The organism is Paenibacillus sp. FSL R5-0908 (assembly GCF_038006245.1).
GTDB classification, from domain to species: domain Bacteria; phylum Bacillota; class Bacilli; order Paenibacillales; family Paenibacillaceae; genus Paenibacillus_AQ; species Paenibacillus_AQ odorifer.
The window spans coordinates 1,737,011-1,750,936 of record NZ_JBBOUV010000001.1 but is presented as its reverse complement, the minus strand read 5'-3'; the positions used below and the strand labels follow the sequence as shown (position 1 = coordinate 1,750,936).

Genomic DNA, 13,926 nt, shown 5'->3' with positions numbered 1-13,926 from the left:
ATCACTTAATCCCCGTATGAGCCATGGAATCCATGACCTTATTTTGTAAAATGATAAACAGTATCAGATTCGGCAGGAACATGACCAGTCCGGCTACGGCCGACAAGCCCGCCCCGGCAACGATGTTCCCCGATTGCGCCACCAGGGTGTTCAAGTAGAAGGGCAGTGTGCGCAGAGATTCGTCGTTCATGAAATTGGCCGAGCTCTCAGCATTGCCCCAGCTGGCCTGGAAGGTCAATATCGCGACAGTCACGAGGGCCGGCTTCACCATCGGCAGCATCACGCTCCAATATACACGCCAGTTTCCTCCTCCATCCATTTTGGAGGCTTCGATCAGATCATCCGGAACCTGGTCCATAAATTGCTTGAGCAAGAAAATACCGATTGGCATCGCCAGCATCGGGATAATATGCGCGAAGTAGGTATTGAAAATACCCATTTTCTCGATAATGAGAAAACGCGGAATCGCTACCGCGACCGGTACGAACATCAGGGCCAGTGTGTTAATCTTGTTAAAGGTCTCCTTGCCTTTGAAATGCAGCTTCGACAGGCCGAAGGCCGCCATGGAGCTAACCGCTAATGTCGACAGAATAACAATCGTTGTCGTAAGGACACTGTTAAATACGTATCTGGATAACGGAAGTCCGGATTCCGCCGAAAAATGAAGCAGCAGACGGAAATTCTCAAACGTCGGCTGGCTTACGAAAAACCTGGGCGGATATGCAAACAGCTCCGTAAACGGTTTGAATGAATTATTAATGATAAACACAATCGGAAGGACCATAAATATGGACAATACAAGCAAAAACACATGAAAGCCCAACTGGTCTTTATGCAGTTTATCGGGATTGAACTTGACCATTCTTCTCACCACACTAACGAAAGGATAAACGCTTTTTTTATTCTCCGAACAGCTTGTAGCTGACCTTGTTGAATAAAATAACAATGCATAAAAGAGCTACAGTAACCGCGGAGGCATAACCCATTTCATAACGGACAAAACCGAAATCGTTGGCGTGATCTACGATCAGCCAACCGACATATTGGGGAGGCGGCGTCCCTCCACTAAGCGTTGCGGCCATTCCGGCTGCATTAAACGTGCCGATAATAGCCATCACTGCACCGAACAGCATCTGCGGTTTCATGGACGGGATCGTGATGTAGAAAATTTCCTGCCAACGGTTGCGGATGCCATCGATATAAGCTGCCTCAAACATCGTCTTGTCAATATTAAGCAGACCGGCCAGCATCGCAAGGAAGCCGACCCCCATGCTTCCCCAAAGCGCGATGAATATCATGATCGGCATCAGCAGCTCGGGAGACTGCAGCCATTGCACCGGCTCCTGGACAATATTCAGCCTCAGCAGCCAGTAGTTTAGATAGCCGGCCTGGTCTCCGCTGAACAGTACCTTCCATACCACCGCCATCATGACAGGGCCTGTTATGGATGGGGAGTAAATGATTACTGTATAGAGAGTTCTCATTCTGTGGGTCACCTGGGACAACATCCATGCCAGCATGAAGGCCAGCATGTATCCGAAGGGCCCTACGATAATGCCGTACAGGAGCGTATTCGGCACCGCATTCTGCAGAAACACCGTATCGCCTGTAAACAAATCGATGTAATTCTGAAACCCGATGAATTTCGGGAATTCGACCGTATTAAAGTAAGTAAATGACATCGCCGCGGCAATGACTACCGGGAGTACGATCAATAATATAAACAATACGGCGTAAGGCATAATGAACAGAAACGGAGAATCTGCTATGCGCTTGAAGCGGCCTTCGGTTTTCCCGCTCAGTTCTGGCTTCAATCTCCGGTTCATCGGGGTGCTACTTTCCATTTTCTCTCACCCAATTCTCTACATTATCAATGGTCGGAACCTTGTAGGGCTTGACCAATTTACCGTCAGCAATGTACCCGAATTCCTTCAGCTTCCGTTCAAGCTCCCGGTTGATGGTTTTGACTGCATTATCCAGAGCCGTTCGCGGATTCTGCTTGCTGAAGACGACTGCATTCCAGGCATTGCTGATTTCCCGTTCCACCACGTAATCGCCCGGGACCTTCCCGGTCGTTTGAATCCATTCCCACTGCTCCGTTATCGCGTCCTTCGAATCGGAAGGCCATGCACTATCGGCAAAACCCTTCAAATTAGCAGTCATATAGAGGAACTTCTCTCCCAGAGTGGATTTGATATTGTAGGAGAACTCACTTTGCGTATTCGCGCTTTCCCACCACTGGATAAACTCCCAGGCAGACTGTTTCTTTTCACTTTTCTTAAAAATGATGCTGGAGGAGCCGTACGTGGGGTCCCATCGTTCAATTACACCATCATCGTTTCTGACACCCGGAATCGGAAGCACTCCCCACTGTCCCGCAAGCTCCGGTGCAGCATACTTCAATTGAATGTAGGTATTCGCATCGCCGATACCTACAGGCGCTTTCCCGTTTCTGAAGCTTTGGAAAAATTCAGAGGTCGTTATCGGCACATTGTAGACTGTAAACAGATCGGTCATGAACTCAAATCCCTGGTATGCGCCTTCTTTGTTGATGGCTGTCTTGCTTCCGGTTTCATCGTATAATTGCCCGCCAAACTGATAAATGAACGGCGTCGTGGTATCGAATCCCTTGAAGGAATTGTTCGATCCCAGCGGAGTGTAGAAGTTCATATCATATTTCTGCAGCATCGGAACAAGGCCCGCTACATCCTCCCAGGTCTGCGGAGGCTCTTCACCCAGAAATTTCAGGATATCCTTCCGGTAGAATAGCAGCTTGACATCCTGTGTTTCCGGGAAAGCATAAACACCTTCATCGTAAATAAAAGGAATGAACGCTCCGGGATGGAACTGTTCGGCCAATTTGTAAAAACCATCGTAACCGCGTAAATCCTCAATTATTCCCCGTATAGCCAATTCAAAAGGTTTGCCGAAGCTGACACCCATCGCTGCATCAGGGGTGCTGTTGGCCGCATTGGAGAGCACGATCTTGTTTTCATCCGGCAAAATGGACAAATTGATCTTGATTCCCGTAGCAGGTGTAAACTCCTCATCGATCATCCGCTGCATGATTTCTACATACAATCTGGACTGATTGACCCAAATCTCAACCGTGTCATCATCGATCTCTCCGGCCTTTGCATACCTTGGATTGCCAAAGGAGTAGAAGAAAGCTTTAACATTCTCAACAGAGCTTGTAAGAAAACCGGAATCTGCTTTGGGCAGTTCCCCGCTGTTGCCGACATAAATCTTATCCAGATGCATCGGATTATACACCAGCATAGGCAGGACCGATTTAATCCGTCCGTAAGCGGAGGATTGATCGCCCATGAACTTGCCCATGTAATGAGGCAGCTCGTTCGGATTTGCCATAAATTCCTCTACCAGTTGCTTGGCTACTTCAAGCTGCGACAGCGCAGGCAGATCCTTGTTGCCTGTCTCTTCGATCAGGGCGAGCTTTTGCTCCTCAAGCTTTGCGGCAATTCCTGCCAGATAGGTGGAGATTTCAGGAATATACTTTTCGATATTCCATTTTCTCTCTTTATCGACCAGCCCGCCTGTCAAGCGGTTTACGCTCTGGGCTGTGGAATCGATCATCTCTGCCGTCTTGAGCAGTTCATGATAAATATCTCTTATCCGGGTATTGTCAATGGACAGCGACAGGGTATGTTCCCCTTTTTCCAGATATATTTCATAAGGACTACCTTGTTCATCCTGAAGAGTTGCATTCTTCCAGCCGCTGGAATAGTCGAACGAATAAGACTTCAATTCACTGAAGGGAACTTCTCCGTCAATTTCAACACGCCGGTGTGTCGGCATCCCGTTATTGGTGTCCTGGGAATATTTGAAGGTCAGATGATAGAAGCCGCTTTCCTTAACCTCCAAAGGGTAAGAGACCTTGTCACCGCTCTCTCCGAACGAATAACCATCCAGCACATTTAACAGCCTGTGTTTGTAGGAATAGGGAGTAATACTCGAATTACGGACATATTTGGCCCGGATGCTTTGTCTGCTTTTTACGGCGATATCTTCGGCTTCAATCGTCACAGCAGGTTCTGAAACCGGCTTCTTTCCCACATGTGCCGCGGCATATTCTTTATAAGAAACCTCGGAACTGGCTGTATTGTTTAGCTCCGCCTTCCCGATCAGCACATATCCTTCCTTCAGCGTGAACGATATGAGATTTTTGCCTTTGTTCAAATGGAATTTCATGGGCTCCTTATAAAAGAAGTTGGGATCAGACAGTCCTTCATTCCGCCAGGACGCAGAGATCACCGACCTCGGGGTCAGTTCGTCCCCGTAACGGTCAACCTTGTGCTCCGTATCCTGTGTTTTCCAGTCTATTGCGAGCTTCAGCTCATTCATTTCGTTATACTGCTGCTTGCCGTTGATCTCTACCTGGAGCTCAGGGTTCAAAGTAGATTGCTCTAGAATATAGTCGTCGAGCCAAATCTCATACAGGCCCTCGGCCGGGACCTCTGCTTCATAAGTCAGAACATCCTTTGGTGCAGCGTAGAGGACATCGCCGCCATAGCCTTCACTTCGTGAAGAACTATAGATTTGCCCGCCCTTGACAAGCTTCATCGGAATGCTCTCAGGCAGTTCCGGAGCAGCCACCTGGTCTTTGGTCCATTGTTTAAGAACATTATAATAGTTGATGTCACTGCTTTTGTTAGTCATATAGGCCTCAACAGCCGCTATACTCCGCTGCGATTCGGCTTGTGACAACACCGCTCCGGCACCGTTATCTGTTAAGCTGACGGCAAGTACTCCGGCAGCCACTGCAATGAATCCAAAACCGGCTATGACATAACCGATTTTTCCCTTGGTTTGCACTTGATCACAACCTTACATCGTCAAGTTTTACTAAAGTGACCATAGCTACCGGTCGGATTCCTCCTAACCGGTAGCTGTGGGTATTCCAGTATTTGCTCTATTTCGCGTTATACTCGCCCAGGTAATCATCGAGCGTTTTGTTCATCATTGCATCCCATTCCGCTGCGACATCACTGTACTTTTTGCCTTTGTCTCTAATCTGGTTTCTAATTTCCCACGGGTTCAAGGTATCATAAGCTTTTACGACACCCGGAAGCTGTCTCGGGAAAGGCACCGGATTGGACAGCATTTGCTGGAAGTCAACATTCTGGAACGCCTGGAAGTTAAAGATGGCCAGTTCACTATCTTCCGGGAAGCCCTTAACCAGCGGGTGATTCTTCAAGACTTCAGGATTGGTCGTAACCGGCCAGCCCTGAATGAAGTCCATCAGCTGATCCTCCGCCCGGATTGGCGCATCTTCAGGAAGACCCATATACTCGTCGATTAAAGCCCAGCGGGATTTCAATCCATCTTCACCGTAGGTCAGCCATTTAAGCAATTGATAGGCTGCTTCAGCTTTGACCGGATCTTCATCCAGTGCGCTGGACAAGCTTAACGTGTCATAATATCCGTGCAGATCCGTGATGCCCCCTTCAGGTGCAGTTGGCATCGGGTAAATATCGATATCCATTTTCCGGGTTTTGATCATTTCATTCACATCCGTACTCAGTGAATACAACCAGAAGTTTCCGAGCGCTTCCATGCCGTCTGCCCAAGGGTTCGCAGATTCGCCAACCTTCTTCTTCCGGACATCCTCCGGTAAATCCCAGAACCATAATCCCTGCTTGTCTTCCTTGGCGAACTGGTCCAGCCACTCCCCGTATTTCTTGCTGTTCGCAAAATCAAATCTCTGCGTTTCGGAGTTAAATCCTTTCCAGCCGTTTGGAATACCGTCAAAATAGTGCGGGCCATGGTCGATAAAACCGATGCCTCCCGGGAACACCGGATTATTCGGAGTAAGCTTAGCAACCTCCGAACGCAGATGCTCATAATCCGCATAAGTCCAGTTATAAGGCGGTATCGCGATATTGTTCTCTTTCAGCAGATTCAGGTTTACTGCAGGAAATTCGGACACGGACTGGAACGGAATGCCGTAAACTTCCTTCCCGTCATACGTGGTCATAAAGCTTTTCGCATTTTCAGAGATCCATTTGGATTCCGGGTCTTTGTCGAGATAGGATGTCAAATCCAGCGTAAGCTCACGGTCATAGGATTCGGCGGCATGCGGTGAATAGAAAATATCGGGCAACGTGCCCTCCATCGCTCTCGCTGTCAGAATTTCGAGTTCATCCGTATCCGTCTGCTCAATGGCGAACTGCGAATCACGGACAACCGTGATGTTCGGATACTTCTCCATGAATTTGCGGACGTTCAGGAACATCGGGTTCGTATCATCATTCTCACCGTAGAAGCGCATGGCGTAATCCAGTTCGATCGGCTTCTCCTGCCAGTCGGCTACGCCGTTTCCATCCTCATCCGTCCAGTTCGTTTCGGCTTCCTGGGCTTCTGTATTCTGATTGTTTCCGCCATCAACTTCCGGGGTGTTTACGTTTGCCGAGTTCGTGTTAGCGTTACCGGAGCAAGCGGATAACAGAAGCGCGGAAACTAACAGGATTGAAGAAACAACGGTCATTCTCTTTTTCATAAGACCCTCCATAATTTTCATATTGAATTCGTTGAAGTTTAAGCTGCATCATTCGTAGTCGACGGTGATCAGATCCCAGTATTTCAGTTTCGGCAGCTGCAAGAATACGTTTCCATCCTTCTGCTCAAAACCCAGCGTGATGGTGGAGCCTTGATAATAATCAGGGGAAGCAAACATGATTCTGCTCACCTTCCGATCAGCAGGGAAGACGACGTCCACCTTTTCAAGCTCGGGCGGTTCAGCTTGATCCGCCTGATTGTCCTTCCACTCCATCGTTGTCGCACCGGTGAAATTGATGAAATGAATAATATCCGTATCATCCTTGCGCTTTGTGAACGACCATATTTTCCCTAGCTCAGCTTGCGGTTGAATTTCAGCTTGTGCTGAACCGGTGGCCTTCAGCTCCGATTTCTCCAGACCCTCACGCAAAATATTCTGGTAAGCCGTAAGAAAATCGTAGTAACGAATCAACTGCGCTTCAAGTTCAGGCGGTACAGACAAATTTTTGTTGGGGAAGTATTCGTTTGACAGCATATGTTCCCCAAGCTCCAGATGAGCTCCGCCGGATGCGAATATCACGGCATCGGTCAGCAACACGCCTGGTGCATTGAACATTCCTTGTCCGGCTTTGGAATGATCATAGTTCATATAAGCCGCCAGGACCGTATTCAATTTATTTCTGCCGGCGCGGTAATTGTCATCAATGACTTCTTTCAAGTCCCCGTATTCAGGATAGGACCAGACCTCTGTATAGAGAAAATCAACCGGTGCCAAAGCCGCGAGCAAGCCTTGTCCATACTGATCGACCGCATTCATGACATAATCGACGTCCAGCTCTTTTTTGGCTGCTTTTAGAAATGAAACATAGGCTTGTGGAAGCTTGACGATCTGCCCCTCCGAATTAAAGAGCGTTCCCCGATCCCCCAGCTGATCGACATGCCATCCGTCGAACGGCAAGTGCTCAAGCGCTGCCTTCTCCTTCGCAATCAGATAGCTCTGCCATTCTGGATTGCTCGGGTCATACAGCATAATATCGCTGATCCAGCCCGGAAGCGGATGCTTATCCTGTTCGGTTAGGTCACGGTCTTTAAACAAACCCCATTCCTTACTGACCCCATCTTTGGCCGCATCCTCGTAAGCGCCAAAAATGAGATTATAATTCATGGCCTTCATATTCCGGCTGTGAGCCAGATCGATATAGCTTTTCACTGTATCGAAGGAAATCTTCCTGCTGGCGATATCCTCCCATTCCTCCGCAGGCTTGCCGTCAAAGGTTTTGATCGGGTCATGATGCTTGTATTGCCAATCGTAGAATTGGATTCCATTAATATGGAATCTGTTCAAGCGTTCAATGACTTTCTCCACTTGTCCCTGACCCATACTCGGGAAATCAGACAAGTAACCATAACGCGGAAATTTGCTCCAATCCGAGGAAACGTCAACCGCAATATTCATCTGATCTGTAATCTTGTTATCTCGGGACACAAAAACTTCCACCATGTATCCTTTATAGTCTTCCTTGGGTGGAGTCCAGCTCCAGGAGGCCTGACCTTCATCCGTTTTCACCTTTTGACTGCCAATCTTCTCACCTAAATGCTGGTACTGGATGATCAGCTCCGCCTTAGGCGCCGGCGAACTCAACTGGAGGGAGAAGCTCACAGATTCACCGGGTTTATAGTTGGCCTTATCTGTTGTTAAAGCCTTCACCCCTCCTTGACTTACCACTTGCACAGCGGAAATTTCACTGATCGGCCTGCATCCAGATACTGCGAGCGTCATGAAGCAGGCCAGCAAAATTCGGGAGTGTTTCACTTTCGTCAGATGCAATTTCATCCATTTAAACACCTCTCATATTAATAAAGGAATACTGCTGCAGCTGCAAAACAGCTTTTGCAATCGCTTTCAATTCAATTCGATTCCTATATATTAAGGATACAAGGAAAGGACGGATTCCTAAGATAGGAATCCGTCCCGAGATAAGGTGGATAAATGATTAGTGCCAGACGACATTCCCCCTCCTGATGAGCGACGTATGTCTACCTTCAGATCCTCTTAAGGGGATATTGCCTTTGCAATCCCATCGGTAATCTGCTCGCCTCCCTGGAGCTTCCAATTTTGGACCCACTGATCGAACGTTTCCAGCGGAACCACCCCCATAATGATTTGTGTAAACACATCCATCTCCTCATCCGCAAGATACTTCCATTGTTTCGCGAAAGAATTCCTGCCTTCATTGTAGATGCTGTAAACCTTATTCAAATTCGGATCATACAGGTTCTTTCCTCCGACCAGCAAGGAATAGGCACGTCTGAAATTACCGTCCCGTAGATTCCAATATTGAATATCGGTGTTATCGTAAGGAGGCCGTTTGACATTATAAATAGTTTCCAGATCACTTGCCAGCATCGGATACTCTTCCTTCCCCTGAAAATTGCCCGCCTCCTGCCTTCCGGCCATCACGTCTTGAATAGCTCTTACCGAAAAGGCAATTTCATCCCGTGGTACGAGCATATTCTGTAAAGGTTGAAAAACATCCCCATACTTCTCCCTGTCTCTCAATGTCAAGTTCGCAATTTTGATAATAGCCTCAGGATGTTCATAGCCCTTGCGCACAACAATATAAGATTGCGTCGGCCGGAATATCTTCACATTAAATTTGCCTGCGGTATCAAGTGGCAAGGCGTAAGCCTGCCAGTTCGCCCGCGGATTATTCTTCAGCACTTCCGGGATTGGCCAATCTCCCCCGAAGGAAGGAGCGAAGAATATACCTGCCTTACCCTCGATCACAACCTCCGCCTCCGTCTCACGGATTCCCATTTCACGATCAATCAGCCCCTTGGCATACAGCTCACGAAGTGCGGCCAGCGCAGTTCGGGTTTCCGGCTGAATCGATCCGTAAACTGGCATTCCGTTCTTACCTTTCAGCCAAAAACCCGGGTATGAATCATAGGCAGAGAATATTGGATTCAGGTTAAAACTTCCTGGCCCTGCATTGTATTCGTCATAAAGGGAAGTTCCAGCGGCAATGCCGATTGTGTCCTTTTGCCCATTGCCATCAGGATCTTGTTCAACAAACGCCTTCGCTACACTCTCCAATTCTTTCATTGTGGATGGAGGGGCCAATCCCAATCTGTCCAGCCAATCTTTCCGTATCCACATCATGCTAAAATCTTCAGGATTAGCTGAAGGTAAAGCAAGCATTTTTCCGTTTATCATAACGTCTTCCTTTAATCCCGCGTTAGTGCCTTCAATAATGCGTTTCATGACCGGTGAGGCGTACTCCTCATAAGCTTTTGTCAGATCCTCCAGTTCATCCGCCTCAACCATTTGATTAAATTGATAGGGAGAAACCACCATTGCATCAGGAAGCACATTGCTGGAAATCGCCAAGTCAATTCTTTGATCCATATTCTCATGTGTAGCAAACCAGTCGATATGGATATTCACATTCAACTTGGCTTTAATTGTCTTAATCCACGGATTATTAGCGGGGGTTTCTCCTGTATATGACTTGTAGTTGGGATCAACTCCCATTACGATATTCAGCGTAGTCGGTACTTCGTATTTCTCGAACGCTGGATCCTCCCCCCTTTCCTTGATGATATCGGTTTTGTTCTGACTGCAAGCGGATACAGATAATATTAGCGATATGAGTAACAGAATCATTAAACTTCTTTTCAGCATGCGGTCCTCCTTAAACACAACGATTTATTGGGGAATACGTTTACGAACCCGATATTCACTCGGAAGTAGTCCGGTTAAATCGCGAAAGGTGCGGCTGAAATATTTTTCATCCGTATATCCAGTATGCTCGGCAATCCATTGAATCGTATTGTTCGTATGCACCAGATACTGCTTCGCCTTTTCCATCCGTAATTCACGAACGTAATCCTTGAAAGTACGTCCAATGATATCTTTAAAGCACTGACTAAAATAACTCCGGCTCATATTCATTTCTTTCGCCACCTCGGCAGAGGTCAACGGTTGATCCAATCTCATCCGCACCTTTTTCTCCGCTTTCAGCACACAGTTGACAATCTCCGGGGAGTAATTAGTTTGAAGCGCTGTGTACCGAATCATTGTGCGGGTATCCTCCAGCCATCGCTCAATCTGAAACCAGGAATGAAGTGTCTCATCAAGCTTGATCTTTCCAAACACCGTTCCGGCAAAAGCTCTGTTCCATTCGTTAACAAAAGAATATAATAAACCGATCAGTCGCGTTTGCGGTATACGAAGCATCTTTAATTGTATTAATAGCCGCTGGAACAATACATCATCGTAAAGCCACTCCCCAGACAACAACAGTTCCTTCGGCTCTTCCAGTTGATCTCCTACTCCGCGATTCTGTTCATACAGATCGTCATAATTCTTATTAATGCACACCGACAGAATCGTGTTGTCGGGATTATATTCATAGAATAACTCTCTTTCCGTAAAGCTTCTAACCCATCGCTGAACTTGAGTCAATGTGAATTGTTGCAGATCCGACAATTGAATTAGCACAACGTTCTGCAACAAACGGATACGTTTTGATAGTTCATCAAATAGATCGCGCTCATTTCCATTTAAAGCAAGCACTAACCAGTTGTTTCGATCCACTTCAACCACCTTGATATCAGGGATATATTTCAATTCCTCGGCCCAGTCTTTTAAATCCTTGTGATCAAGAACCACGACGGAATATCCTTGCTCCAATGCCCCATCTTGGTGGACTATTCCTTGACGTGCTTGCCCTTGTATTCTGTCGGCAATTCTTCCGAGCATGTCTTCAAGCTGCTCCTTCTCTAAATCTAGATCGACCTTGGAAATATAATCTATAGCCCCAAGCCGAAGCGCCTCTTGCACATATTCAAAATCCTGATGCACCGTAAGAACGACAACGTGAAGTTCTGAATAACGTTTGCGTAAAACCCGCATTAACTCAATGCCCGACATGACTGGCATGCCTAAGTCAGTCAATACTAAATCAACAGAATGAGACTCTAAAAACTGGAGGGCCTTTTCCCCATTGCTCGCCTCACCAACAACCTTCATATCAAATTCCTGCCATGGCATCATTGAAATTAGTCCTTTACGGACCAATTTGTCATCATCCACAACAAGTACCTTAATCATGTTTATACTCTCTCCTCTTCTAGCGGTAGCGTTAGGAAAATACTAGTTCCTTTGCCTGGTTCGCTTTCAATCTCCAGCTTGGCCAGCTGACCATAACGGGATTCAATCGTCCGTTTAACGTAATTCATTCCGATTCCCATCCCTGACTTCTGTTGCTCTGATGTCTTGTTGGTCAACAGTTTTTGAATATGTTCATCGGACATTCCCACTCCATTGTCATGTACGGCAATCTCTATACCTTGGTTCAGCCTGACAATAACCAGGATGTATCCTTCATCGTCAAGCCCATGGTACAGGGAATTCTCAACGAGCGGTTGAAGGATAAACCGGGGTACCTCTTTTTTTAGCAAGACTTCGTCAACCTGGATACGGACATCGAATTGAAAATCATATCGAATTTGCTGCAGCGTCAAATACTGCTTAATAGCATTAATCTCTTCCTCGATGGTAGAAGGACGGCCTAATTTCCCCAGATTATAATATAATAATTTATTCAAAGCCTGGATGAGGCGGTCAATTTCATGCTGACCGTTCATAACCGCCAGCCAGTGTGCGGTATCTAAGGTATTCATCAAAAAATGGGGGTTGATTTGGTAGAGCAGCTTTTCCACTTCCAGATCAACGCGTTGCTTTTCTTTTTCCTTAACTTCGCCGAACAATTCCCAAATGTTTTTCTTCATATTTTGAAATTGTCGCAGTAAACTGTCGAATTCCGGGATCTTCGTTGACTTAAGAGTCAATTGATGCTCGGCGTGCGTCATCATCTTGATTTCGTTATGGAACAAATTAAGCGGCCTGTAGACCATTTTCCACAAGACCCAGGCCATGATTAATGCCACGCTAAGGAACACTAAAGAGAATAGAGAAATTTGAAGGAACCACCTGTTCTTTTCCCGGTTGAAATCCGCTTCCGCAAAAACTGAAATTGCGCTCCAACCTTGCTTACTCTTTTGTTGGAACCAGTAATAATCGTTGCTATGGCCGGAATTTTTTCCTTTGTCAGATTCAGGGAAAAATGTTCCACTCTTGAACAGACGTGGAACTTCACTGTATATGATCCTCCCCTCTGCATCCAGAAGAATCAAGCGTGAAGAGTTGTTTTGTGCCTCCTCATTATCAAGCATGTTTTTCAATAATTGAAATCCCGATTCAATATAGACATACACATCATCCCGTCCGGGAAAATTCACTTTTCTAAGTACAGACAATACGTATTCATTATCAAGCCGGTTAAAACTTTCGTGCGGCCCGTAGTAAGTAATGCCATAAGATTGGGCAAAAAGAGGCAGTTTGTTGGGAGAAAAACTATACTTTACTGGGAAATTGGTGAAATGATAGGTTTGATCTTTATCAAAATAGTACATTGCAAGGCCGATCTCCGGATTAGTGAAGGTGATCAAATTCAATTTACTTTTGAACTGATGCTGCAATTTCATCCGACGAAACGGTTCCTCCGTTCGCATTAGCTCATCCAGTTCTTTCAGGATGGTGCCTTCGTAAGCAAACTGTTGCGAGATGTGATTAAGGCTACTGAGCGAGTTATCCAAGGATAAGGTCACTTGCTTAAGATTACTTTGGATACCTGTTTCAAGTTTATTTGTTAGAATCGAATTGATCGTATAATATGAGATCAAGCTGATAAAAACAAACGGAATCAACGAACTTATTAAATAAATGAAAAAAATCCTTTTCTTCAAAGTCATCTCAGGAACACCTTGTTTTCTATAGAATCGTAGTCAAGAGATATCAGCGTTTTCAATTCCCTTAGTAGATTGGTATAAAAGCTCTATCACTGAGAAATATACTATCTATGTAAAAGTAACTTATATCTCTGCAATAGATTTAGTGTATTATGACAGACTGGAAACGATACCTTTCCAGATTGTAACATACTAACTATAAGGAGTTGAACTAAGTCAATTAATATTTAGTTATAACTTTCAATTCAACACTTTTGAAAATTAAGGACCTAGATAAGATATTTACTGACCCTATTGTATTGCTCGTAGACCTTCTTTATCAGTGTCTTATCATCAAGATCTCGATCGAATTCTTTGTGTTTTAGAGGAGCGTGATACCCATTTCTTGCGACCACAAAACCTTGCAATGATGAGTAATTAGACATTCATTTCGAATTTTTCAATCTTTTCATACCACTCTTTTTCATGTCCTGCATCCAGACCTACTAGCACTTTTTAGCATTTCTTTCTTCTACTTCAACCGCTCGATTTACCTATTTTGTCGACATATTTCCTCTTAGTCCTCGCTGATCCCCAAGTCCAAACTCTCCAAGT

8 protein-coding genes are annotated in these 13,926 nt (G+C 45.8%); all 8 read right to left on the bottom strand.

Annotated features, from left to right (window positions below; genetic code table 11):
* Position 1: 1 nt before the first annotated feature.
* The 8 genes from MKZ09_RS07810 to MKZ09_RS07775 all read right to left on the bottom strand — a co-directional run bounded on the left by MKZ09_RS07810 (position 2) and on the right by MKZ09_RS07775 (position 13,335).
* Positions 2 to 862 (bottom strand): carbohydrate ABC transporter permease, encoded by an 861-nt coding sequence (locus tag MKZ09_RS07810; protein WP_076207815.1) that lies wholly within the window; start codon positions 860 to 862, stop codon positions 2 to 4.
* A gap of 37 nt (positions 863 to 899) precedes the next feature.
* Complete coding sequence (locus MKZ09_RS07805; RefSeq protein WP_081394394.1) at positions 900 to 1,844, bottom strand: carbohydrate ABC transporter permease; 945 nt, start codon at positions 1,842 to 1,844, stop codon at positions 900 to 902.
* Entirely contained in the window at positions 1,834 to 4,833 is a 3,000-nt protein-coding gene (locus MKZ09_RS07800; protein WP_076207818.1) for an extracellular solute-binding protein, read from the bottom strand. Before MKZ09_RS07800 ends, MKZ09_RS07805 begins: the two co-directional genes overlap by 11 nt.
* A 97-nt stretch (positions 4,834 to 4,930) precedes the next feature.
* Positions 4,931 to 6,517, bottom strand: a complete 1,587-nt coding sequence (locus MKZ09_RS07795) for an ABC transporter substrate-binding protein (RefSeq protein WP_076207821.1) — start codon at positions 6,515 to 6,517, stop codon at positions 4,931 to 4,933.
* A gap of 48 nt (positions 6,518 to 6,565) precedes the next feature.
* On the bottom strand, positions 6,566 to 8,350 hold the full coding sequence (locus tag MKZ09_RS07790) for a glycoside hydrolase family 66 protein (RefSeq protein WP_076207823.1): 1,785 nt from the start codon (positions 8,348 to 8,350) through the stop codon (positions 6,566 to 6,568).
* A gap of 219 nt (positions 8,351 to 8,569) precedes the next feature.
* Positions 8,570 to 10,201, bottom strand: coding sequence for an extracellular solute-binding protein (locus MKZ09_RS07785; protein ID WP_076207826.1), 1,632 nt, complete (start codon positions 10,199 to 10,201; stop codon positions 8,570 to 8,572).
* Positions 10,202 to 10,225: 24 nt separating this feature from the next.
* Positions 10,226 to 11,632, bottom strand: a complete 1,407-nt coding sequence (locus MKZ09_RS07780; protein WP_076107178.1) for a response regulator transcription factor — start codon at positions 11,630 to 11,632, stop codon at positions 10,226 to 10,228.
* Between the two features lie 2 nt (positions 11,633 to 11,634).
* Complete coding sequence (locus tag MKZ09_RS07775) at positions 11,635 to 13,335, bottom strand: sensor histidine kinase (protein WP_076207829.1); 1,701 nt, start codon at positions 13,333 to 13,335, stop codon at positions 11,635 to 11,637.
* Positions 13,336 to 13,926: the final 591 nt, after the last annotated feature.